Annotated in this window: 21 protein-coding genes; 7 read left to right on the top strand and 14 right to left on the bottom strand. The window is 73.2% G+C overall.

The window, feature by feature from the left end; all coding sequences use genetic code 11:
* Positions 1-11: 11 nt before the first annotated feature.
* The 4 genes from ACH4T9_RS26970 to ACH4T9_RS26985 are packed head-to-tail and all read right to left on the bottom strand — an operon-like array spanning position 12 to position 4,951.
* Positions 12-419 carry a zf-TFIIB domain-containing protein gene (locus tag ACH4T9_RS26970; RefSeq protein WP_396672074.1) on the bottom strand — a complete coding sequence of 136 codons (408 nt, stop codon included), beginning with the start codon at positions 417-419 and terminating at the stop codon, positions 12-14.
* Positions 420-438: 19 nt separating this feature from the next.
* Positions 439-1,074 carry a phosphoribosyltransferase gene (locus ACH4T9_RS26975; protein ID WP_396671875.1) on the bottom strand — a complete coding sequence of 212 codons (636 nt, stop codon included), beginning with the start codon at positions 1,072-1,074 and terminating at the stop codon, positions 439-441.
* The gene (locus ACH4T9_RS26980; protein ID WP_396671876.1) at positions 1,071-2,423 is read right to left on the bottom strand and encodes a glycosyltransferase 87 family protein; all 1,353 of its coding nucleotides are present in this window, start codon (positions 2,421-2,423) and stop codon (positions 1,071-1,073) included. The genes ACH4T9_RS26975 and ACH4T9_RS26980 overlap by 4 nt, the downstream gene beginning before the upstream one ends.
* Positions 2,420-4,951, bottom strand: coding sequence for a putative bifunctional diguanylate cyclase/phosphodiesterase (locus tag ACH4T9_RS26985; RefSeq protein ID WP_396671877.1), 2,532 nt, complete (start codon positions 4,949-4,951; stop codon positions 2,420-2,422). Before ACH4T9_RS26985 ends, ACH4T9_RS26980 begins: the two co-directional genes overlap by 4 nt.
* A gap of 675 nt (positions 4,952-5,626) precedes the next feature.
* On the opposite strand from ACH4T9_RS26985, the gene moaC reads away from it, so the two are divergent.
* From moaC to ACH4T9_RS27005, 4 genes are all read left to right on the top strand, one after another.
* A complete protein-coding gene (gene moaC, locus ACH4T9_RS26990) occupies positions 5,627-6,118 on the top strand; it encodes a cyclic pyranopterin monophosphate synthase MoaC (protein ID WP_396671878.1) in 492 nt (163 codons plus the stop codon).
* Positions 6,115-6,585: a molybdenum cofactor biosynthesis protein B gene (locus ACH4T9_RS26995; protein ID WP_396671879.1), complete on the top strand. Its 471-nt coding sequence runs from the start codon at positions 6,115-6,117 to the stop codon at positions 6,583-6,585. The genes moaC and ACH4T9_RS26995 overlap by 4 nt, the downstream gene beginning before the upstream one ends.
* Positions 6,586-6,703: 118 nt before the next feature.
* A complete protein-coding gene (locus tag ACH4T9_RS27000; RefSeq protein WP_396671880.1) occupies positions 6,704-7,960 on the top strand; it encodes a molybdopterin molybdotransferase MoeA in 1,257 nt (418 codons plus the stop codon).
* The gene (locus tag ACH4T9_RS27005; protein WP_396671881.1) at positions 7,960-8,391 is read left to right on the top strand and encodes a molybdenum cofactor biosynthesis protein MoaE; all 432 of its coding nucleotides are present in this window, start codon (positions 7,960-7,962) and stop codon (positions 8,389-8,391) included. The genes ACH4T9_RS27000 and ACH4T9_RS27005 overlap by 1 nt, the downstream gene beginning before the upstream one ends.
* 64 nt (positions 8,392-8,455) lie before the next feature.
* Here the strand turns inward: ACH4T9_RS27005 and ACH4T9_RS27010 are convergent, their stop codons facing one another.
* Positions 8,456-9,910, bottom strand: a complete 1,455-nt coding sequence (locus ACH4T9_RS27010) for a glycosyltransferase 87 family protein (protein WP_396671882.1) — start codon at positions 9,908-9,910, stop codon at positions 8,456-8,458.
* Positions 9,911-10,125: 215 nt separating this feature from the next.
* Entirely contained in the window at positions 10,126-10,668 is a 543-nt protein-coding gene (locus tag ACH4T9_RS27015; protein ID WP_396671883.1) for a DoxX family protein, read from the bottom strand.
* 156 nt (positions 10,669-10,824) lie between these two features.
* On the opposite strand from ACH4T9_RS27015, the gene ACH4T9_RS27020 reads away from it, so the two are divergent.
* Entirely contained in the window at positions 10,825-11,373 is a 549-nt protein-coding gene (locus ACH4T9_RS27020; protein WP_396671884.1) for a GNAT family N-acetyltransferase, read from the top strand.
* Between the two features lie 24 nt (positions 11,374-11,397).
* On the opposite strand, the gene ACH4T9_RS27025 is transcribed toward ACH4T9_RS27020, so the two are convergent.
* From ACH4T9_RS27025 to ACH4T9_RS27055, 7 genes are all read right to left on the bottom strand, one after another.
* Positions 11,398-12,516, bottom strand: coding sequence for an ABC transporter permease (locus ACH4T9_RS27025; protein WP_396671885.1), 1,119 nt, complete (start codon positions 12,514-12,516; stop codon positions 11,398-11,400).
* 22 nt (positions 12,517-12,538) lie between these two features.
* Positions 12,539-13,213, bottom strand: coding sequence for an ABC transporter ATP-binding protein (locus tag ACH4T9_RS27030; RefSeq protein ID WP_396671886.1), 675 nt, complete (start codon positions 13,211-13,213; stop codon positions 12,539-12,541).
* Between the two features lie 10 nt (positions 13,214-13,223).
* The gene (locus tag ACH4T9_RS27035; RefSeq protein WP_396671887.1) at positions 13,224-14,060 is read right to left on the bottom strand and encodes a hypothetical protein; all 837 of its coding nucleotides are present in this window, start codon (positions 14,058-14,060) and stop codon (positions 13,224-13,226) included.
* Between the two features lie 55 nt (positions 14,061-14,115).
* Entirely contained in the window at positions 14,116-14,598 is a 483-nt protein-coding gene (locus tag ACH4T9_RS27040) for a hypothetical protein (protein ID WP_396671888.1), read from the bottom strand.
* Between the two features lie 112 nt (positions 14,599-14,710).
* A complete protein-coding gene (locus tag ACH4T9_RS27045; RefSeq protein WP_396671889.1) occupies positions 14,711-15,118 on the bottom strand; it encodes a hypothetical protein in 408 nt (135 codons plus the stop codon).
* Positions 15,119-15,743: 625 nt separating this feature from the next.
* Complete coding sequence (locus ACH4T9_RS27050; protein WP_396671890.1) at positions 15,744-16,979, bottom strand: AAA family ATPase; 1,236 nt, start codon at positions 16,977-16,979, stop codon at positions 15,744-15,746.
* 180 nt (positions 16,980-17,159) lie between these two features.
* Entirely contained in the window at positions 17,160-17,753 is a 594-nt protein-coding gene (locus ACH4T9_RS27055; RefSeq protein WP_396672075.1) for a hypothetical protein, read from the bottom strand.
* Between the two features lie 403 nt (positions 17,754-18,156).
* Between ACH4T9_RS27055 and ACH4T9_RS27060 the strand changes: the two genes are divergently transcribed.
* Both ACH4T9_RS27060 and ACH4T9_RS27065 read left to right on the top strand, forming a co-directional pair.
* Positions 18,157-19,194 carry an EamA family transporter gene (locus tag ACH4T9_RS27060; RefSeq protein WP_396671891.1) on the top strand — a complete coding sequence of 346 codons (1,038 nt, stop codon included), beginning with the start codon at positions 18,157-18,159 and terminating at the stop codon, positions 19,192-19,194.
* A gap of 10 nt (positions 19,195-19,204) precedes the next feature.
* On the top strand, positions 19,205-19,984 hold the full coding sequence (locus ACH4T9_RS27065; protein WP_396671892.1) for a prepilin peptidase: 780 nt from the start codon (positions 19,205-19,207) through the stop codon (positions 19,982-19,984).
* A gap of 20 nt (positions 19,985-20,004) precedes the next feature.
* Here ACH4T9_RS27065 and ACH4T9_RS27070 read toward each other — a convergent pair whose 3' ends face one another.
* Positions 20,005-23,196, bottom strand: coding sequence for a UvrD-helicase domain-containing protein (locus tag ACH4T9_RS27070; RefSeq protein WP_396671893.1), 3,192 nt, complete (start codon positions 23,194-23,196; stop codon positions 20,005-20,007).
* Positions 23,197-23,272 lie beyond the last annotated feature (76 nt).

The raw sequence follows: 23,272 nt of genomic DNA on the forward strand, positions 1-23,272 counted from the left end.
GGACACGTCCGTCAGTCGAAGAGTTCGCCGAGGAAGCCGCCGTGCTTCTTCTTGCGGCGGTAGTGGCCGTGGTAGCCGTGGTGCTGCTGGCCGTGCCCGCCGTACGCCGGGGCGACGGGCGGGTAGCCGTGCGCGGGCGGCGGGGGCGGCGGGGGAACCGCGCCGTACCCCGGCTGCTGTGGCTGGTGGGCGGGCGGAGGCGGCGGCGGGTAGGCGCCGGGGGCCTGGGGGCGCTGTGCCGGGTTCGGGGCGCCCGCCGGCTGCTGCCGGTTCCAGTTCGCCTCGGCCTCGAACAACTTCTCCAGTTCGCCGCGGTCGAGGAAAATTCCCCGGCACTCGCCGCACTGATCGATGACGACTCCGCTGCGTTCGTACTGACGCATGTCTCCGTGACACTTGGGACAGGTGAGCTGCATTATCCGAAGGTACCTGGTGATGTCACCCGATCGCGGCGAGCACGTCGGTCACCTCGTCGTCGGATACCTCGTGGAAGTCCTCGTAGTAGCTGCTGACCGCGCCGAAGCCGGCGGGCCGCTGGACGCAGACCACCTCGTCGGCCTCGGCGACCAGCATCTCGTACGCCTCCTCGGCGCCGACCGGGACCGCGACGACCACCCGACGGGCGCCGAGCCGCCGGGCCACCTGGACGGCGGCGCGGGCGGTGGCCCCGGTGGCCAGGCCGTCGTCGACGATGACGGCGGTCCGCCCGGTCAGGTCGAGCGGTGGGCGACCGGCCCGGTAGCGGCGTTCCCGGCGCTCCAGTTCCGCCTGCTCGTGGCGTTGCACCTCGGCGACGTCCCCCGGGTCGACCCGGGCGGCCACCGCTTCATTGAGCACCCGCACCCCGTTCGGGCCGAGCGCGCCGAAGGCGACCTCGGGCGCCATCGGCATGCCGAGCTTGCGCACCACCAGCACGTCGAGGGGCGCGCGGAGCCGCTCGGCGACCACCCGGGCCACCGGCACCCCGCCCCGGACCAGCCCGAGCACGGTGATGTCGGGCCGGTCGGCCAGCTCGGCGAGCCGGTCGGCGAGGACCTGGCCGGCGTCCTCTCGGTCACGGTAGGTCGTCGTCATTCCTCAGGTGTACGCCCTGCCGACGGGCCCGCGTCGGCAGTCCGGCGAGAACGACCGGTCGGTGGGCGGAGACCACCCGGCTCTGGGCGGGCGAGGGCGGGTGCCCAGACCAGCAGGGCGGCCGGGTAGAGCAGGTACCCGAAGCGGGTGGACGGCATCAGCAGGATCGCGGCGAGCAGCCCGTACCCGCAGATGAGGGCGGTGGCGGCGGCCGTGCGGGGCGGGCGGCGCAGCAGCCGGACGGCGATCCCGACGCCGACCGCGACCAGCAGCGCGGCGGCGACCACCCGGCCGGCGGGCAGGGCGGTCGCGATCAGTTGGCCGGGGAACGGGGACTGCGCCGGGCTGGTGACCAGGCCGTGGCCGAGCGGGAAGCGCAGCACGTTCTCGACCAGCGCGTCCCGGTCGACCAGCAACGCGGGGAGCAGGGCGAGCGCCGGGACGCCGACTGCGCCGGCGGCGAGCCGCCCGGAGGAGCGCCGGGTCGCCGCCCAGGCGATCAGGACGAGGGCGACCGGCCAGGCGAAGAGCTTCAGCGCGCCGGCCAGCCCGACGGCCAGGCCCGCGCGGCCCGGCCGGTCGACGGCGGCGAGGGCAAGGGCCAGCAGGCAGAGGGCGAGCACGGGCAGGTCGTCGCCGCCGGTGGCCAGGGTGAGGGCGCAGATCGGCAGGACGGTGGCCGCCTGGACGCCCCGCAGCACCGCCGCTGCCCGGCCGGTCGGGTCGGTCGGGTCGGTCGGGCGTAGGGCGCGGACCGCCAGGGCGAGGGCCAGCGCGGTGGCGACCGCGAACCACAGCCGGGCGTCGGTCCACCAGCCGTCCGCGACCGCGCGGGGCAGGCCGAACAGGGCCATCCCCGGCTGGTACGGGGTGTAGCCGAGCAGCCGCTCGTCGGCGGGGAGCGCGGCGATCGCGTCGTGTCCGAGGTACGGGGTGCCGGTCTCGGCGAGGCGGGTGCCGGCGTGCTCAACGACCACCACCTCCTCCTGTGCCCGGTCGGTCCGGCCGCCCGCTCGCTGCGCGCCCTGCTGGATCAGCGGCAGCACGGTTGTGGCGGCCCAGGCGAGGCCGGTGACCGCCCAGCGACCGGGTAGACCGGCCAGCGACGAGGCGGCACCGTGCCGCCGGGCGGCCAGTTGACCCGCGACGGCGACGGCGGCGAGCAGGTACCCGAACGCGGCGACGGTTCCCCAGGCGCGGTGCGGCGGCAGGGTGGAGCTGATCGCGGTGACCGCCGCGAACGCGGCGGACGCGGCGTACAGGCCGATGTCGAGGGCCAGGCCCCCCGCGGCCCGGTCGATCCTCCGCCAGCTCGCGGGGGTACGGGTGGTCCGGTCGGCGGCGGTCACGCGGGCAAGTGTGGCAGACGCTCCCCTCGACCTCGGCCGCCCTGCCGGCGGCCGGAGGGGAGTCGAAGCACGGCGCCCGCGTCGTGCAGGGGCGGTGCGAGGGTGCCGGGGCGACCGCCGAACCCGCGGTGCAGCGTGGAGAGCAGCGTCCCGGCCGGCACGGGCCGGCCGAACAGGTGGCCCTGCCCAGCGGCGCAGCCCAGCTCCCAGAGTGCGCGGCGCTGCGGCTCGCTCGCCACCCCCTCGGCGACCACGGTGAGCCCGAGGCTGCGGCCCAGGTCGAGGGTGGACCGGATGACGGCGGCGGCCTCCGTCGATGCCTCCATGACAGACACGAAGCTGCGGTCGATCTTCAACTCGTGGACCGGGATCCGGGAGAGCAGGGAGAGCGAGGAGTAGCCGGTGCCGAAGTCGTCCAGGGCCAGCCGGACACCCTCGTCGCGCAGCCGGTTGAGCACCCGGTCGACCACGTCGAGCTGGCTGAGGGTCAGCGTCTCGGTCAGCTCCAGGACCAGCCGGTCCGGCGGCAGGTCGTGGGCGCGCAGCCGGGCGAGCACGGCGCCGGGGAAGCGGGCGTCGAGCAGGCTGCGTGGCGACACGTTGACCGCCACCGGCAGGTCGAAGCCGGCGGCCCGCCAGCTGTCGGCGGCGATCAGCGCCTCGTCGAGGATCGCCTCGGCGAACGCCGGGAGCCGCCCGGAGCGTTCCACCGCCTCCAGGAAGCGCAGCGGGTCGATCATGCCGTGTACCGGGTGGTGCCACCGGGCCAGGGCCTCCGCGCTGGTCACCTCGCCGGTGGCGAGGTCGACGATCGGCTGGAAGTTGACGGTGAACTCGTGGTCGGCGACCGCGCGGGGCAGCTCCCCGCCGAGGGTGAGCCGGCCGAGGTCGGCAATGTCCCGGGCCGGGGCGTACGTGGAGATCCGCTGGCCGGCCCGCTTCGCCTGGTACATCGCCACGTCGGCGCGGCGCAGCAACTCGGCGATCCCACCGCTGGCCGGTGCGACGGCGATGCCGCCGCTGGCCTCGATGCTGATCCGCATGCCGTCCAGGCCGAGCGGCTCGTGCAGCGCGGCGAGTAGCGCCTCCGCCCGGTGGGCGGCCACCGCCGGGGCGGGCAGCCCGCGCAGGAGCACGGCGAACTCGTCGCCGCCGAGGCGGGCCACCAGGTCGTCGCCGTGGGCGGCACCGCGTAGCCGGCCGGCGACCTGCATGAGCACCCGGTCACCGGCGGCGTGGCCGAGGGTGTCGTTGACCTCCTTGAAGTGGTTGAGGTCGATCAGCACCAGCGCGGTCACCCCGTCGGCGTGTCGGGCGTTGAGCTGCTCGGTGCCCTGCTCCAGCAGGTGCCGCCGGTTGGCCAGGCCGGTCAGCGCGTCGTGGGTCGCCGCGTAGGCGTGCTCGTCGGCGACGCGGGCCAACTCGGCGTACGCCTGGGCGTTGCGCACGGCGGTGCACAGCGCGGAGGCGAAGGTGCGCAGGGTGTACTGCTCGCGTTCGGAGAGCCGGACCGGGCCCCGGAACCGCAACCGCAGCGCGCCGATGTCGACGGCCCGGTCGGACCCTTCGAGGCGCACCTCGATGGCTGGCCCGTCCACCGCACCGACCTGGTCGGCGGGCCCGTCGTAGGTGAGCGCGCCGGCGGCGCCCCGGACGGTCCGGGTGCCCTCGCGCAGGGCGATCTCCACCTCGTCCGCGGAGAACAGTTCGGCGGCCTGGGTGACGGCGGTGGTGAGCACCTTGTCGAGGTCGACGACGTTGAGCGCGTCGGTGGTCCGGGCGAGCCGCTGCCAGGCGTCGCGTTCCGCCCGGTTGCGGACCCGGCTGGAGTAGGCAAGGTGCAGGCTCAGCACCAGCGGCGGCACGACGATCAGGAAGCTGGGGTTGCTGTTGAGGATCAGCAGGGTGGAGACGATGACGGCGAACCGGGCGGTGGCGCTGGCGATGCGCAGGTCGTAGTGCTCGCGGAACAGGTCGCGGACCCGGGTGCGGGTGGCGAGGGCGATGACCGGGAAGGTCAGCACCTCGTCGAGGACGACGACCACGAGGTACGCGGCGACCAGCGCCCAGATCGACCGGCCGACGGCCCCGCCGATCGGCCAGCTCCAGCCGACCGTCAGCAGCACCATCCCGCCGACGGCCGCGGTGACCATGTCCTTCGCCACGCCGAACGCCAGTTTGAGGGGCGCCACCCGGAGGATGCCCCGGACGAGCCCGACGCCCAGGCCGGTCGCGAGGATCACCCAGGGCACGGGTGCCACCGCGAGCCCGACGAGCACCGCGACCTCGGTCCAGGAGACGCCGTGGGTTGTCGCCCGGATGCGGATTCGCACGTTCACGGTGGCACCCACCGCCACGAGGAAGGCCACGGTCGCCGCGCTGGTGAGCTCCCGGGCGCTCGGCGGGCTGTCGAACCCGATGTCGCGCAGGCTGAGCACGACCGCGGTGGCGGCGCACAGCACGACGAGACCGACAAGCAGCAGAAGCCGCCGATCGGTCTCACTGTCGCGTCTTGCGCGCCCGGCCACGTCCAGTCCCTCTGCCGTCGGTGATTCTTGGCAGTGCGTATCTCGGACTTTACGGCCGGTCAGGTCTCGGGTGAAGAGTTCGATCAGAGCCAGTCGTGAGCCTTCATGGTCCCGCCTTTCGTCTCAAGAACTTCGTCGACCGATGCCTGCCCGGGCTTGGCTGACACGTCGAATCTTATGACGTTTGGTGGGCCTTCGTGGCATTGCATGTCCATATGCGCAGAATGCGCTAATGAGTGCCGTTCAGGTCACTCACCGTTCTGGCGCGAAAACCCACAGCGTAACTCCTGCGAGTTCTCGGCATAATTATCGGAGCGGGCTTCCCTCCCGTCTCTCCCCGGTCCGTCCATAGCCGTTTGCGCTGGTGTTGGTGCCCCCTGGTGCGGTCGTTCGGCGGGGCGGTGAATTGTGATGACGGCCCGGTGTCCGTTCGGCGTACGGAGCCTGACGCGTTTTTGCAGGGTTTTGTTTAAGTTTGTATACATATGCGCGGCCGAATGCCGCAGAAATCAATTCTCGGCCCTGCCCATTCGCCCGGTCCGCAGCGGCACCCCATTCCCACGAGAACCGCGCCCGGCTTGTTCGGGCCCGGTTCATCGGCGCGCCCCGACCGACCCCCGGCACCGCCCGGCCCTCGGCCGGGTCCGGGGCGTACCGGACGATAGGCTCGCGACCGTGACCGATCCCGCGCAGCTCACCCACGTCGACGCGGCGGGCGCGGCCCGCATGGTCGATGTCTCCGCCAAGGCGGTGACCGGCCGGCTCGCAGTGGCCGCCGGCCGGCTGCGGACCACCCCCGAGGTGATCGACCTGCTGCGCCGCGACGGGCTGCCCAAGGGCGACGCGCTCGCCGTGGGCCGGCTCGCCGGCATCATGGGTGCGAAACGGACCCCCGACCTGATTCCGCTCTGCCACCCGATCGCGCTGCACGCGGTGACGGTCGACCTCACGCTGACCGACGACACCGTCGAGATCACCGCCACGGCGCGGACCGCCGACCGCACCGGCGTGGAGATGGAGGCGCTGACCGCGGTCGCGGTCGCCGGCCTGGCCCTGGTCGACATGGTCAAGGCGGTCGACCCGGCGGCGTCGGTGGAAGCGGTGCGGGTGCTGCGCAAGGAAGGCGGCAAGACCGGCCGCTGGCTACGGCCGGGGGACCGACCGTGATCCGCGCCCGGGTGGTGGTCGCCTCCAACCGTGCGGCGGCCGGCGTCTACGCCGACACCAGCGGCCCGCTGCTCGCCGCCGGGCTGCGCGAGCTGGGCTGCCAGGTGGACGACCCGGTGGTGGTGACCGACGGCGAGCCCGTCGGCGAGGCGCTGCGGGCCGCCCTGGCTGCCGGGGTCGACGTCGTGCTGACCAGCGGCGGCACCGGAATCACCCCCACCGACCGGACGCCGGACGTGACCCGCGCGCTGCTCGACCATGAGATCCCCGGCATCGCCGAGGCGATCCGCGCCCACAGCCGGGACAAGGTGCCCGCGGCGGCGCTCTCCCGGGGCGTCGCCGGGGTGGTCGGCCGGATGTTGGTGGTCAACCTGCCCGGCTCCACCGGCGGCGCCCGCGACGGCCTCGCGGTGCTCGGCCCGATCCTGGCCCACGCCGTCGACCAGTTGCGCGGCGGCGACCACTGACGGCGCGGCGGGCGGGGTGGTCCCGCCCGTAGGGCCGGCGCGCGGGCGGGCCGGCCACCGGCGGTGTCGGCCGGCCACTGCTGGGGCGGGCCGGACCGCCCGGGGATAGGCTCGGCCGGTGAGCACGGAAACCGCGTCCGCCGCCGAGCAGGTCGCCGTACCGCCGCCGGCGGGCTGGGAGGAGGCCCGCTCCCGGGTGTACGCGGTCGGCCTGGCCGCCGCCCTGCCCGCCGTGAGTCGGCCGCTCGCCGACGCCGACGGGCACACCCTCGCCGAGCCGTTGGCCACCCGCACCGACCTGCCGGCCTTCCCCACCTCCAGCGTGGACGGCTGGGCGGTACGCGGGGGCGGGCCGTGGCGGATCGTCGGCCGGGTGCTGGCCGGCGGCAACCCGCCCCCGCTTGCCGAGGACGGCACCACCGTCGAGATCGCCACCGGCGCGATGGTGCCCGAGGGCGTCACCGCGATCGTGCGGGTCGAGGAGTCCAGCCGCACGGCCGACGGCCGGATCGCCGGCACCCCGCGACCGAGCCCGGAATGGCGCCGGCCGGGCGAGGAGGCGTACGCGGGTGAGGAACTGCTCCCCGCCGGCACCCCGGTCGACCCGGCGGTGATCGGTCTGGCCGCCTCCTGCGGGCACGACGCCCTGCGGGTGCGCCGCCCGCCCCGCGCCGCGCTGCTGGTCTTCGGCGACGAGCTGCTGACTTCGGGCCCGCCGGCCGACGGCCGGGTCCGCGACGCCCTCGGCCCGGCCGTGCCGGCCTGGCTGCGCCGGTACGGCTGCCAGGTGCGCCCGGCCGACGTGGCCGGCCCGGTGGCCGACACCCTGCCGGCGCACGTGGCGGCCCTGCGCGCGGCGCTCACCACCGCCGACCTGGTGTGCACCACCGGCGGGACGATGCACGGCCCCGTCGACCACCTGCACCCCACCCTGGAGGCCCTCGGCGCGGACTACGTGGTCAACACGGTCGCGGTCCGCCCCGGCTTCCCAATGCTGCTGGCCCGGCTGGCCGACCCGGACGGCCGGGTCCGGTTCGTGGCCGGCCTGCCCGGCAACCCGCAGTCGGCGATCGTCGCGCTCGTCTCGCTGGTCGCGCCGCTGCTGGCCGGCTTGCAGGGACGGCCGATGCCGGCGCTGCCGCACGCCACGCTCGCCGAGCCGGTGCCCGGCCGGGGCGACCACACCCACCTGGCCCTGGTCCGGCTGGACCGGGCGGCCGGCACCGCCCACCCGGTCCGGCACGTCGGCTCGGCGATGCTGCGCGGGCTGGCCGGCGCCGACGGGTTCGCCGTCATCCGCCCCGGCACCACGGGCGAGCCGGGCGCGCGGGTGCCGGTCGTGCCGTTGCCCCTGTTTCCGGGGGAACGGTCCTGATGACGATCGAGGAGTCGACGGTCTTCGGCACGGTCACCGAGGAGCCGCTGGACCTGGCCGCGCACGAGGCGGCCGTCGCCGACCGGCGGGCCGGGGCGGTGGTGTCGTTCCGGGGCGTGGTCCGCGACCACGACCACGGCCGCCCGGTGACCAGCCTGGAGTACGAGGGCCACCCGAGCGCCGCCGCGGTGCTGCTGGAGGTCGCCGCCCAGGTGGCCGCCGACCCGGACGTGTACGCGGTCGCGGTGTCGCACCGGGTCGGCCCGCTCGGCGTCGGCGACGTGGCCCTGGTCGCGGCGGTGAGCACCGCGCACCGGGCCGCCGCGTTCGCCGCCTGCGCCCGGCTGGTGGACGAGGTCAAGGCGCGGCTGCCGATCTGGAAGCGGCAGGTGTTCGACGACGGCACCGAGGAGTGGGTCAACTGTCCCTGACGCCGTCGGGCCGGTGCGGTGTCCGGGCCGGCGGGCAGCCGTGCCCTCGGCGACCGCCGGAGCCTCAGCGCCGGCCGTCGACCAGTAGGGCGCGGCCGAACCGGTCGGCGTAGAAGGCCGGCTCGGCACCGGGTCGCCACGGCAGCGCGGCGACCAGCACGATCAGGGCCACGGCGAGGGAGTTCTCCATCAACGCTCCGAACAGGCCGTCCTGGTAGTGCGACATCTCAGGGAGCTGGTGCTCGTACGGCCAGATCGGCGAGATCAGGAACAACAGGTAGAGGCCGAGCGCCGCCACGCCGTGCCGGAGCCCGGTGAGCGTCGGGTACCAGATCGGTGGGCGTAGCCCGTTGAGCCCGGGCAGACCGCTGTACGACGACGCCTGGCCGGCGCGCTGCACCGACCCCCGGCTCGCCTCCCGACGGCGTGCCGCCGCGTCGGCCAGGACGATGATCGCCGGAATGACCCAGACGAGGTGGTGCGACCAGGAGATCGGGCTGATCACGTTGGCGGTGAGCCCGACCAGGGTGAACGCGGTCAGCTCGTCGCCGTCGGCGCGGGCGCTGACGGCCCGGGACAGCCCGAGGGCCAGGATCAGCACCGAGAACGACAACCAGAGCAGGCCGGGCGTCTCGATCGAGTCGTAGAGCCGGGCCAGCAGGCCCGCGAGGGACTGGTTGGGCGTCATGTCGGCCGCACCTACCCGCTCGGTCTGCCACAGCACGCTGCCGAAGTAGGACCGGGACTCGGTGCCGACGAGCGCGAAGCCGGCGAGGGTCACCCCGATCGTGGTGCCGACCGCCGTGGCCGCCGCCCGCCACTGCCGGGTGATCATGAGGTACGCGATGAACAGCGCGGGGGTCAGCTTGACGGCAGTGGCCAGGCCGATGCCGACCCCGGCCCAGGCCCCGCTGAACACGAAGCGCCGCAACGGCCCGTCGGCGGGGTCGAACCGGGTGCCCCGCTTCGCCCGCCAGCGCAGACCGATCAGGTCGGCCATGATCAGCGCGAAGAGCAGCAGGTTGACCTGGCCGTAGCCGAGGGTTTCGCGGCCCGGCTCGAGGGCCACCGCCATCGGCGTCGCGATGCCGACGGTGAACCAGAGCGGCCAGCCGAGCCGGTCCACGACCGGCCGCAGCAGGCCGGCCAGGACGAGGGCGAGGGCGGCGATGCTGGCCAGCACGTTCAACCAGCCGGCGACCTGCACCGGCACCACCGCCATCGGGAGCATGACCAGCCCGCCGAAGGGTGGGTACGTGAAGCCGAGCGTCGTGGAGGGAGCGATGAAGTCGTACAGCTCGTTGCCGTTCATCCACCACGCCACCGCGCCGTGGTAGATCTTCATGTCGAAGAAGTTGTACGGCCGCCCGAAGGCGCCGATGGCGAACCACGCGGCGTACGCGACGGCGGCCACGACACCGACCCGCACCGCGGTCCTGCGGTCGACCCCACGGGTCAACCGGGTCACGCGGCGGATCGGCGTGAGGCGGTCCGTCCGTCGTCTGACGGTCGCCGGCATGGCGTGGCCACCCCCATACCAAGATCGTCCTACCCGTTCAGGTCCAGCACGGAGCCTAGAACGGCGCCTCACGTTAATGCCTCCCGCGTTATGCGACCGTGTCCGATCCCACACTGATTTTTTACATTTCCACCGCGTTAACGCCTACCGGGTGGTTCAGGTAATTCGCGGCCTTAGCGGTGAAGAGCCGCGGGAGGGGAGCGCCGCGCCGCAGGTCAGCCGGGCAGTCGGCGTGCCGTGGCGGCCGAGAGTACGGCGATCCGGGCCTCCCGGCGGGCGGTCCGGACGGCCCGCTGCACCGACCGTCGTGAGTGGCCGATCCGGTGCCCCGCCCGCCACCGCAGACCCGGCTTCCCCTCGGTGTCGGCGGCGGCGAGCAGCAACCCGCCGAGGATGCCGAGATTCTTCATGAACTGGGTCTGGTGCTGTGCCCGCTCGGCCGGTTCGCCCTTCCAGAAGGGATGACCGGCGACGGTGGTCGGGAGCAGCGTGCCGGCGAGCACCAGCGCGGCCGGGCGGGTGAACTTCCCGGTGGCCAGCATGAGGCCGCCGATCAGCTGGGTGGCCGAGTTGATCCGGACCAGCGTCTCGGTGTCGGTGGGGATACGGGGGGAGACCTGCTGGATCAGCGGGCCGACCCGGTCGGTCACCGGCTTCGCGGCCGGCACCAGCCGTCCCGGGTTCTGCAAGTTGCGGACGCCGCTGACCACGAAGACGCCGCTCAACATGACGCGGGCGAGGGAGCGCACGGGTTTCATGGATCAGTCATACCCCGTCGCGGCGGCGGCTACCCCTGCAACGGCCCGATCCGATCGGCCGACGTGGACGCCGGAGGCGTACCCATGATCCGGACCGCCACGCCGATCGGGGCGACCGTCGCTGGTGGACGGGCTCCGGCCGGTAACCTCGCCCGGGTGACCACGCTGCGGCTCCGCCCCGAGGGTCCGGCCGACACCGGCCCGGTCCGCCGGGTACTGGCTGCGGCCTTCGCCCGCCCCGACGTGTCGACCCCGCCCGAGGTGGGGCTGGTCGGCGAGTTGCGCGACACCGACGCCTGGGTGCCCGAGTTGGCCATGGTCGCCGAGCACGGCGGCGAGGTGGTCGGGTACGCCCTGCTGACCCGGGTCCGGGTCGGCGCGGAGGGCGGCAGCGCGTTTCCGGCGCTGGTCCTCGGCCCGGTCGCCGTCGCGCCGCACCGGCAGCGCGTCGGGCACGGCACGGCCGTGGTGCAGGCCGCCCTCGACGCCGCCACCGAGCTGGGCGAGCGGCTCGTGGTGGTGCTCGGCGACCCGGCCTTTTACCGGCGGTTCGGCTTCACCCGCGCCGACCGGATGGGGCTGACCAGCCCGTGGTCCGGCCTGGGCGACCCGTGGCAGGCGCTGGTCCTGCCGCCCAGCACCAGCGGGGACGACCCGGTGCCGCGTGGCGAGGTGTTCTTCCCGCCGCCCTGGTCGAAGGTCTGACCGCCCCGCCGGTGAAACGGCCCGTCAGGCCCGCATGACCGCCGCGATGGGGGTCCGGGCCGCGCGCAGGGCGGGTATCAGTCCACCTGCCGCGCCGGCCAACGCTCCGACCACCACCCCGTAGACCGCCGCGCTCAGGGGGAAGGGGACGTCCGTGCTGCCGCTGAGCGCGGCCGCCACCAGCGGACGATACATCGCCACCGCGAGCAGGACCGCAGCCAGCGAGCCCACGCAGCCGATGAGCACGGACTCGGCGAGAACCAGCACCATGATGTCGCCCTTGGTGGCCCCGAGGGAGCGACGCAGGGCCAGCTCGTCGGCCCGCTCCTTGAGCGTGGCCAGGCCGATGTTCAGCACGCCGAGGACGCCCACCAACAGCATGATCAGACCGACCCCCAGGAATGCCGCGGTGACGACCCTCAGCTGGTCGTCGACGCCCGCCGCCGCGTTCACCGGCTCGATCGTGCCCTGGATCGGCAACTGGTCGACGGTTGCGTGCCAGCGCAGCCATTCGACGCTCTGTGCCGCGTCGCCTGACGGCACCCGGGCCAGCACCCGCACCGAGGATTCCGCGACCGGCTGGGCGTGCGCGGCCAACTCCCGCCACGGCAGGTACGCCCTGGGGTCCTGCTCGCCGTCGTCGATCACCGCGGTCACCGGCGTGTGGCGGGCGAGATCCCCCTTGCCGGTCCTCCACACCAGCCCCGAGCGCCCGGCGATCTGCTCCCACGCCACCTTGTTGACGATTATCGCCGCGCCGGCCGTCGTCGCCGCGGGCCATTGGCCGGCGATCAGATCGAAGGGTCGCACCGCCATGACGTCACCTTCGAAGGCGATGATGGGAATCGCCGAGGGCCCGCTGGTGAGCACGGCCCCCGAGTCCGACACGAACAGTGCGACGTCGGCACCGGCGTTCGACTTCGAAGCGAGCAACCGGGACGTCTGACTGCCGAGGGCGTCGCCGCTGACCGCGACCGCCGCACTGCCGTCTCTGCCCTCCCTCAACTCGGCGAGGTGGATCAACTCCGCCCTGGCCACCCCCGCGGTGGCCTGAACGAAGATCACCGCGATGATCCCGATGACCAGGCTGAGGCAGGCGAGCAGCGCCCGGCCGCCGCGGGCCCGTAACTCGCGCGCACTCATCGAGATGAGCTCAGGTATACGTCTAATCACGTGCCCACGCCCCCTCGACGAGGTGCAGGGTGCGGTCGGTGCGCATGGCCACCTCGGGGTCGTGCGTCACCATCACCGTGGTCGCGCTGCGGGCCTTGGCGGCCGTCAACAACAGAGTGATCACCTGTTCGCTGGTGTTCTCGTCCAGTGCGCCGGTGGGCTCGTCGGCGAGGACGACAGCGGGGGTGCGTACCAGTGCCCTGGCTATGGCCACCCGCTGCTGCTCGCCCCCCGACAGTTGACGTGGACGGTGGGTGGTCCGATCGGCGAGGCCGACCTGGTCGAGGCTTTCCAGCACGAGGGACCGCCGGCGGCGCCGCGGCACCGGAATGCCGTGCTGGAGGGCCGTCTCGACGTTCTCGTAGGCGCTCAGGTGGGGCAGCAGGAAGAACCGCTGATAGACAAAGCCGAGGTGCGTACTTCGCAGGCGGGCGAGGGCCACGTCGCTCAGACCGCTGACTTCCTGCCCGTCGATGTGGTACGTGCCGGAGTCGGGGCTGTCCAAGAGACCGAGAATGGCGAGTAGCGTGCTCTTCCCCGAGCCGGAGCGCCCGAGAATGGCGGCGGTGGTCCCTGCGTGGATGTGCAGGGAGACGTCCCGAAGCACGTCGACGCGCTCGCCTTTCGGGCCGTCGAAGGACTTGCGAATGCCGTTGAGCCGTAGCAAGCCTGGTCCCTCAGCCCTCGCCTGGATCCGTGAGCGCCGGGGCCGGTGAGACGACCACGTCGCCCTCCGCGAGACCGTCGACTATCTGGATGTACGACCCGTCGGTCAATCCCAACTTCACGTCGCGCGTCCCGGTCGAACCGGTGGCGTCCCGTACTCGGACCCGCCCTCGCTCCGCGCTTCCCGCCACCGCCTCGACGGGAAGCGCGAGAACGTTTCGGGCCTCGCCGGTTCTGATGGCCAGCACGCCCTTGAGCCCGGGAAAGAGACGAAGATCCGCAGGCGGCGCACAGGTCACGGTGACCCCTGCTCCCTCTTCCCCGCCGCCTTCATCGGGGCCGCCGAGCACCCGGCAGGGGAATGGGCCGGGCCCGTGGTCGATCTGGGCGGTCGCCTCCGGCGCAAGCTCGAAGAGCCGGTAGACGAGCGCTTCCGAGATGGTGGCCCGCATGCCATAGCCGCTGGCCTTGAGGCCCACCAGGGGAAGGCCCTCCGGAACCGTGGTTCCGGAGGAGGCGAGTTCGTCCTGAACGGTGGCCTCCACGGGATTCGTGACCGGCACCCGCTTACCCGACGACCGGATCCAGCCGATGACGGTCCCGGCCGGTACCACGCCCTTCTTCGACCGGTCGCGAAGATAGACCCCGGATTTCGGTGCGGTCAGGGAATAGCTCGGCGAGGACACCACGGACCCGTTCGACGCCAGTACGCTGACCAGATTCCGCCGCTCCACGGTGGCGGTGGTCGATTGCGTCTTGTTGTCGGTCAGCACCGGAACCAGGGCCGCGCCGGACCTGCCGGAGATGAACCAGGCCCCGGCGGAGAGGACGACAGCAGGCAGGGCCACGAAGACCAGGGCGCGTCTCGGGAAACGCGACCCGCGCCTCCGTCCCCGTCCCGTGTCAGTCCTTCGCACAGTTCGCCTTGACGTCCTGTTGCACGACGCTGGGATCGCCCAGCCTCGCCTTGGCGAGCTCGTCGTCAAAGACGTCTCGGCTGCTCTGGTCGAAGTTCTTCTGGTAGGTGCGTAGGGTTGGGAACTTGCCGAGGTTGTCGAGGGCCTGCTTCTCCCGCTGCGCATCGGTGCCGCGGGCCGCCAGCCACTCCTGCTGCCAGGCGCACAGCCAGAAAGATTCGACCTTCCCCGTAGCAGCGCCGTCTTGGAAAACGACCCGCGATCCATCGGCCTCTTTGCGCAGCTGCTGGGCCGAGTCCCAGCTCTTGTTGGCCGGCAAGGTCAACGAGGATTTGGCCGCGTTGTATTCCTTGAGCGCCTCGTCATAATTCTTGAGACCTCCGGAGTCGTCATCCGACCCGGTCGAGCAGCCGGTCGTCAGAAGGGCGACCGCAACAGCAATGGGTAATACGCCCCTGAATACTCGCATGTTTCTCCCCGTGACGCGAGGTTGGGCCGGTTGGCCGCCATGGGCCGTAGCGTTCCAACCGGCCCAACGCAACTAGACCAGGTCAATCCGGATGATCAGTGATAGGAATTCCTTACCAGCGGAGGTCGCCCTCCCAATGGTCGTCCGCGTTGGCGTTGATGTTGACGGAAGACCGGTAGTTGAGGGTGAATCGGGTGGTCGCGAGGACCTCGGTCGCCAGATTCCAGGTGCCGCCCGTGCCCGGACCTACCACGGTGGTTCCTGCGAAGGCGTCCCCGCTCGTCACGCTGATGGGGCTGATTCGGAGGCTCACGTTGTTCGTCGCACCCATGCCGTTGGTGTACTTCAGCGAGATTGTCGAGTTGTTCGCCGCTACGGTGCGGATGTTCGCCCCCTCGACAAGAGCCGACGCAAATCCGCAGTCCCCCATGATGTGTTCCGGGCCGGATGCGAGGGCCGGGGTTGCTAACGCTGGCACGAGTGCCAGACCCAGCACGGCTCCCTTGACGATGGCTTTCATGCGTGGTCCTTTCATGAGGCCGGATGATGGAACTCGCCGGTCGTCAGGCCGCAGTTTGTCGTGGCCGGGGCCGACCGGCGAGGTTCCGCTGCTGACCGCACCTGAAGATCGATGCGATCAGTGGTGAAAAGGGGTAGCGCGAGCCCTCCGAGGTTCCAGGGCTCAATGGCAGCCGTAGAGTTGATCAGACTCTACGACTGGCTGCGGAGAAGACCGGGTGGTCAGCGACCGACTCACGCCCGCGCCGCTCTGGCCGTTCTCGTCGAAGCCCGTTGTGAATCCAAAACCCTCCGTTGCTCTGGATGGGTGACGGGAGCGCTGCGCACAGTGAGCTAAGCATGTCGTCATCGGTGCCCGCAATAAGGTGTCGGGGCATCCTGCTCAGGAGAATGAATGCACCGGATTTCCGCGCCCCGCTTACGTATTGTCATGCTCGACGAGCGCTGGAGGCGCTGGAAGTGGCACAGGCGACCACAGGGGGACTACTCCAAGTAGTGACGGTGATCTATGTCACCACGTTTGGGTTGAATCTTTTTGGTGCCCTGTGCGTCTAGGCGAGCGCTTGAGGGCCTGTTCACGTACCCGCAGTAGTCGCGAATCGGTGCCCTTGGCACCCGCGCCCGGGTCAGGCCGGCTGGGTGCGCAGGTACCGGCCGAAGTGCGGCACGGTGAAGGCGACCGTCCCGCGTTCCCCGGAATAGATCAGCCCCTTCTTGATCAGCGCGTCCCGGGCCGGGGAGAGGCTGGCCGGCTTACGCCCGAGCGCGCGGGCGATCTCGGCGGTCGGCACGGCGGCGTCCATGTCGTCCCGGCCGCCGACGTCCCCCTCGACGAGGGACAGCGTCGCCATCGCCCGCATGTACTCGCGCTCGGCCGGGGTGGCCCGCTCGAACCGGGAGCCGAAGAAGCCCACGGCCAGCTCGGCCTCCGCCTCGGGGGCGGCGACCCGGACGTCCGCGTCGGTGATCGGGGAGCGCGGCGCGTGGTCCCAGGTGGCCTTGCCGTACGCCTGGACGAAGTACGGGTAGCCGCCGGACTTCTCGTAGAGCAGGTCGAGGGCCTTCGGCTCGTACTCGACCTCCTCCCGTTCGGCCGGCGCGCAGAGTGCCCGGTCGGCGGCGATCCGGTCGAGCCGGTCGATGCGCTGGTAGCGGAACAGCCGCTCCGAGTACGACTTGGCGGCGCTGAGCACCGCCGGCAGGTGCGGCAGCCCCGCGCCGACCACGATCAGCGGCGCCCCGAGCTGGGACAGCTCGTGGCAGGCGGCGCAGAGTGCCGAGACGTCCTCGGCCCCGACGTCCTGCATCTCGTCGATGAAGACCGCGATGCCGGTGCCGACGTCGGAGGCCACGGCGGCGGCGTCGCTGAGCAGCTCCACCAGGTCGATCTCGATGTCGCCGGAGTCGGCCCGGCCGGTGGCGGCCGGCACGTCGATGCCGGGCTGCCAGCGGTCGCGCAGTTTCGGAGCGGCACCGGCCCGGCCGGCGGGCGCGGAGCGCTGGGCGAACGCCTTCAGCACCCCGAGGAACGTGTCGATGCGGTCCGGGGCGCGGTGCCGGGGTGCGAGCTCACGGACCGCCATGTGCAGCGCGGCGGCGATCGGGCGGCGCAGCGACTGGTCCGGCCGGGCCTCGATCTTGCCGCTGCCCCAGAGGTGGTTGATGGCCTCCGAGCGGAGCGTGTTGAGCAGCACCGTCTTGCCGACGCCGCGCAGGCCGGTCAGCATCAGGCTGCGCTCGGGGCGGCCCCGGGCGATGCGCTCCAGCACCACGTCGAAGACGTCCAGCTCCCGCCCCCGCCCGGCCAGCTCGGGCGGGCGTTGGCCGGCGCCCGGGGCGTACGGGTTGCGGACCGGATCCACGAATCGCACAATATCGGGCTGTCTAGCCGGAAACCTAGACATCCGTAGAGGACGCTACCGGCGTGTCGCCGGTCGTCGAGACAAAACTAGGGCTGTCTAGCGTCTGCGCTAGACAGCCCTAGTTCCAGCTACCGGTGCCCGGCTGATGCGCTTCCTGACGTGGAACACGCAAGAGCGGCGTCAGCGGGCCTTGAGGCACAGCACGAAGTCGAGGGTGTCCAGCTGACTGTCGAAGAAGTACCAGTTGGTGTAGCCGGTGACCTTGGCGCACTTCGCCTCGGCGTCCTTCTCGCCGCTGGTCCGCCCGTCGAACCGGCGCAGCACCTCGTACGTCTTCGGGGCGCACGGGGCGATCAGCAACTTGGGCTTGCCACCCGCCGGCCCCGTGTTGCGGACGCACTGCCCGGCCTTGACGAAGCGGGGATCGGCCGACGACTCGGGCGCCGGGGCGGTCGGGGCGGGGGCCGTCGGGGAGGCCGGTTGTTCCTCCGGCGTCGGGTCGGCGGTCGGCCGGGCCTGGCCGGCGCCCTCTGGTGCCTCGTCCCGGTCGAGCAGGTACCACACCAGCGAGCCGCCGCCGAGCAGCAGCACCAGCAGGGTGGCCAGCACGGCGATCAGCGGTCCCCGTCCGCTCCTCCGGTCCGGGGGCGGCGCCGGTGCCCCGGTGTACGCCGGCTGGCTCGGGCCGGGCCCCGGGTACGGCCCCGGGGCGTACGGGCCGCCGGGCTGGCGGGCCGCCGGGTACCCCGATCCGCCCCCGCCCGGCCGGTACACCTCGGGTTCGTGGGGCCACGGTTCGGGACGGTCCCACGGGTCGGGCTGCGGCTCCCGGGACGGCGGCGCGAACCGCCGCGGATCGTCCGTCCAGGGTGCCCGGTCCGCCGGGTGGGAGGCCCGCTCGGGATGCTCGTGGTGCCCTGGCTGGCGAGGCGGGTACGCCGTGTGCGGCTCTGCCCGACCGTCGTCCGCCCAGGACCCGGAGGACCTGTCGTACCCGTCGTCCGCCCACCGCCCGGACGGCGTGTCGTAGCCGTCGCCCGGTCGTCGTCCGGGCCAGGGCCCGGTGGGACCCTCACCCGGTGATCCGTAGTTCGACATGCGCACCCTCCTGCCCGAGCGGTGAGGCCGGCCACCAACCAGGGCGCCGACGCCGTGGTCACCGTAGCGTGGCCAACCGATGACATCACCTCCTCCGCGTGCGACGGCATCGACCGGTCCGCCCGTATCCGACGGCCCAGCCACGCCCGGCGGGCCCGACGGAGCTGCGGCGCCGCCGGTCCGACCGGCGCTGGTCTGGACCGCGCTCGTCGTCGTCTACGTGCTGTGGGGCTCCACCTACCTCGGGATCCGGGTCGCGGTGGAGTCGTTGCCGGCGCTCACCTCGGCCGGCCTCCGGTTCGCTGCGGCCGCCGCCGTGCTCGCGCTCGTCCTGCGGGTACGCCGGGGAGCGGGTGCCCTGCGCATCGACCGGCGTCGGCTCGGCTCGGCCGCGCTGGTCGGGGTGCTGCTGCTGGCCGGCGGCAACGGGCTGGTGGTGCTCGCCGAGTCCGGCCCACCCGGGACGGCGGTGCCCTCGGGCGTGGCCGCGCTGCTGGTCGCCACCGTCCCGCTGCTGGTCGTCCTGCTCCGGACGACCACCGGGGACCGGCCCCGGTTCTGGACCTTCGCCGGGGTGAGCCTCGGCTTTCTCGGCCTGGTCCTGCTGGTGCTGCCGACCGGTGGGTCGGCGGCGGTGCCGCTGGCGGGGGCGCTGACCGTGGTCGCGGCGGCGACCTCCTGGTCGGTGGGATCGTTCCTGTCCAGCCGTCTGACGATGCCGGCCGACCCGTTCGTCGCCACGGTCTACGAGATGCTCGCCGGTGCCGTGGCGCTGGCCGTGCTCGCCGCCGCCCGGGGCGAGCTGCGCGGCTTCGACCCCGGGCAGGTCACCGGCCGGTCCTGGCTCGCCCTGGCGTACCTGATGGTCGCCGGCTCGCTGGTCGCCTTCACCGCGTACGTCTGGCTGCTGCATCACGCGCCGATCTCGCTGGTGTCCACGTACGCGTACGTGAACCCGGTGGTCGCGGTCACGCTCGGCGCGCTGCTGGCCGCCGAGTCGGTGACCAGCCAGGTGTTGCTGGGCGGCGCGGTGATCGTCGTCGGGGTGGCGGTGGTGGTGAGCACGGAACGCCCCGGACGGCGGACCGGGGCGGCGGGCCGGGCACCCCGGCGGTAACGTCCGGCCGGTGTCCCCCGGGCTGCCGATCTCCCTAGCGGCGCTCGGCGCGGCGGCCGGCGCAGTCGCACCGTGGCTGGCCGCCCGGTTCACCACCGCGCGGCCCGCGTCGACGGCCGCGACCGGCACGCCGGTTGCCGCCGTGCCGGTTGCCGCCGTGCCGGTTGCCGTCGCGCCGTTTGCCGTCGCGCCGTTTGCCGCCGCGCCGGCTGGTGCCGCCCCGACGCCCGGCACGACCCCGACCCGCCCGCCCCCGTCCGCGTGGCGGCGGGCGCCGACCTGGGCGGTGGTCGGGGCGGTCGTCTTCGGCGGGCTCGGCGTCGCGCCGGGCGTCGGGGCGGCGCTGCCGGCGTTCCTCGCGGTGGCCGCGCTCGGGCTGGTGCTCGCCGTGGTCGACCTGGCCTGCCTGCGGCTGCCCGACCCGCTGGTCGGCGTGGCCGCGCTCGCCGCAGTCGCCGGCCTGGTCGCGGCGGCGTCGGTCGCCGGCCGGCCGGACCGGCTACTCGGCCCGCTGGCCGGGGCGGCGCTGTCGTTCACCGGGTACGCGCTGCTGGCCCTGCTGCCCGGCTCGCGGCTCGGCTTCGGCGACGTCAAGCTCGCCGCCGTGCTGGGGCTGCCGCTCGGCTGGTTGGGCTGGCCGACGCTGCTGACCGGGCTGGTCCTGCCGCACGCGCTGCACGGGCTGGCCGTGCTCGGCCTGCTGGCGGCCCGCCGGGTCCGCCGGGACACCCTGCTGCCACTCGGGCCGGCCCTGCTCGCCGGCACCTGGATCGCCGCCCTGCTCGGCTGAACCACTCCCCCCGGGGGCTCCTACAGCAGGCGGAGCTGGCGGTCCTTGGGGCGGCGGGGCTCGGTCTCGCCCAGCCGCTCGAACAGGCCCGGGTCGATCACGTCGAAGAACGGCGACGGCCGGCAGTCCCGCTCCGGCCCGTGCCGGGCGCGCCGGGCGGCGTGGCTGACGTAGAGGCGGTCCTGGGCCCGGGTCAGGCCGACGAAGAAGAGCCGCCGCTCCTCGGCGACCGCGTCCTCGTCCGGGGTGGAGCCGGGCCAGCGCAGCGGGAGCAGGCCGTCCTCGCAGCCGACCAGGAAGACCACCGGGAACTCCAGGCCCTTCGCGGCGTGCAGGGTGAGCAGGGTGACTGCCTCGGCGCGCGGGTCGAGGGCGTCCACCTCGGCGCCGGTGGCGAGCTGGGACAGGAACAGCTCCAGGTCGTCGCCGCAGCGCAGGGCCAGCGGGGTCAGCAGGTCCACCGCCGCGCGGACCTCCTCGGGGCGCGCCACACCGGAGCCGTCGAGGGTGGGGGCGGCGAAGCGGTCGGCGACCACCTGCCCGGCGAGCCGGACCCGGGCCGGCAGGCCGCCGGCCAGGCCGTCGGCGTGCCGCAGCTCCCGGGCGATCGCGTTCACCCCGGGGCGGTCCCGCAGCCGGTCGTGCGAGCGCTTCTGCACCGGGACGTTCGCCCGGGTCAGGGCGTCCACGATCGGCGCGGCCTGCGCGTCGGTCCGGTACAGCACGGCGATGTCGGAGAACGACAGGTTCGTCGACCGGCCGTCGATCCGGCCCGAGTCCAGCGACCGGTGGGACAGGCCGCCGACCAGTTCGTCGACGGTGCGTACCAGGAAGTCGGCCTCGTCGGCGACGGACGCGGCGGCGTACCGGCCGACCAGCGGGGCCTCCGGGTCGAGCCGGGCCGGGTCGAGCCGGCGGCCCCGGACCAGCGACGACGGCGCGATGGCCTGCACGGCGGCGGCCAGGATCGGCGCCGACGAGCGGTAGTTGCGGTTCAGCCGGACCAGCCGGGCGTCGGTGAAGTCCTGCGAGAAGCGCAGGAAGTAGCCGACGTCCGCCCCCCGGAACGAGTAGATCGCCTGGTCCGGGTCGCCGATCGCGCACAGGTTGCCGTCGGCGGGGCTGAGCAGTCGCAGCAGCTCGTACTGCACGTCGTCGACGTCCTGGTACTCGTCCACGAAGATCCACTGCCAGCGGTCCCGGTACCGCTGCACCAGCTTCTTGTCGGCGCGCAGCAGCTCCACCGGCAGGGTGATCAGCTCGTCCAGGTCGACCAGGTCCCGCTTGCGCAGCAGCGCCGTGTACGCCGCCAGATCCTCGCCGGCCTCCGCCCGCGCCGCCGCCCGGTCAGCGTCGTCGGCGATCCGGAAGCCGGCCGGCAGCCCGGCGGCCCCGGCGTTCTCGCGCAGGATGGCCAGCCCCAGCGAGTGGAACGTGCCGACGGTGATGTCCTCGGCCACCGGCCCGAGCAGCCCGTCGAGGCGGTGTCGCAGCTCCTCGGCGGCCCGCCGGGTGAAGGTGATCGCCAGGCAGCGCTCCGGGAACACGTTCAGCTCGGCGCACAGGTACGCGATCCGGTGGGTCAGCGTCCGGGTCTTTCCCGTGCCGGGGCCAGCCACGATCAGCAGCGGCCCGCCCGGCGCGGAGGCGGCCACCCGCTGCATCGCGTCCAGCCGGTCGAGCAGGCCGGTGCCGACCTCCTCCATCCCGGAGAGCATCGGCTCGAACGGCTCGTGCGGGGAGGGCTGCGGCGGAATCGGCGGGGGCGGCGGGGCGGCCTTCCGCTTCGGCTCGACCTTCGCCGCCGCCGGCCGCTTGGCCTTCGCCTTCGCCGCCGGCTCCGCGGGCGTCCGCTGCGCCGGCACCGGTACGTCGAACAGCGTCTCCGCCTGCGTCCCCGCCGCCTTCCCGCCCAGCTCGGCCGGGTCGAACAGGGTGATCACCCCGTAGTCGCCGTCGTACCCGGGCACCCGGCGCACGTCGCCCCGGCGCAGCCGGCCGATCCCCTCGGCGAGCAGCTCCCCGCCGACCCGGCCGATCTCGTCCAGCGGGGCGCGGGTCAGGATGTCCAGCTCCGAGCCGAGCACGGCGACCAGCTCGTTGAGCTTCCCCTCGACCTTCTTCGACTTCGGCCCCACGTTGTTCAGCTCGCCGAGGATCTCGGCCAGTGGCACCAGGTGGGTGACGCCCGGGGCGTGCTCCGGTCGGTGACCCTCGGGCCGGTCGGCCAGCTCCTCGACCCGGCTGAGCACCCCGACGGTGACCGGCCTGCCGCACTCCGGGCAGCGCCCCCCGGCGGCCCGGGTCTGCTCCGGGGACCAGCTGACCTCGCATACCCGGTGCCCGTCGGCGTGGTACTTGCCCTCCTCGGGGAAGAACTCGATGGTGCCGGCGAGGCCGTCGCCGGTGCGCAGGGCCTCCCGGATGGCGAAGTAGTCCCGGCCGGAGGCGAACACCGTGGCCTCCCGGCCCAGGGCGGGCGGGGAGTGCGCGTCCGAGTTGGACACCAGCCGGTAGCGGTCGAGGCTGCCGACCCGCCAGTTCATCTCCGGGTCGGACGACAGCCCGGTCTCCACGGCGAAGACGTGCTCGGCCAGGTCGGCGTAGCAGTCGGCGATCGCGTCGAAGCCGGACTTCGAGCCCAGCGCCGAGAACCAGGGCGTCCAGATGTGCGCCGGCACCAGGTAGCCGTCCGGGCTGGCCTCCAGGGTGATCTCCAGCAGGTCCCGGGAGTCCAGGCCGAGGATCGGCCGGCCGTCCGAGGCGATGTTGCCGATCCGACCGAGGACGGTGTTGAACCGCTGCACCGCGTCCAGGTCGGGCAGGTAGATCAGGTGGTGCACCTTCCGGGTCCGGTCGTCCCGCTTGTAGATCGTGGAGATCTCCACGCTGAGCATGAACCGGACCGGGTCCGCCTCCGCCTCGCTGGCCAGCCGGGGCGGCAGCCGGCGGGCGATGTCCCGCTCCGCCTCGGGGCTGAGCCGGTACAGGCCGGGCTCGGCCGGGTGCAGCGTCTCGCGCAGGTGGTCGTACCAGGCGGGGTGGGTGAAGTCGCCGGTGCCGAGGACGCCGATGCCCTTGCGCCGGGCCCACCAGCCGAGGTTCGGCAGGGTCAGGTCACGGCTGCACGCCCGCGAATACTTCGAGTGGATGTGCAGGTCCGCGACGAACGGCGAGGGGCCACCGGCGGGTGCGGCGCTGAACGGGAGCACGCCGCATCCTGTCACGCCCGCCCCGACGGCCGCTCCCCGCCACGCGTACGGGTGACCTGAGCGTCCTTCCCTGGAC

The organism is Micromonospora sp. NPDC020750, from assembly GCF_044334565.1.
GTDB lineage: Bacteria > Actinomycetota > Actinomycetes > Mycobacteriales > Micromonosporaceae > Micromonospora.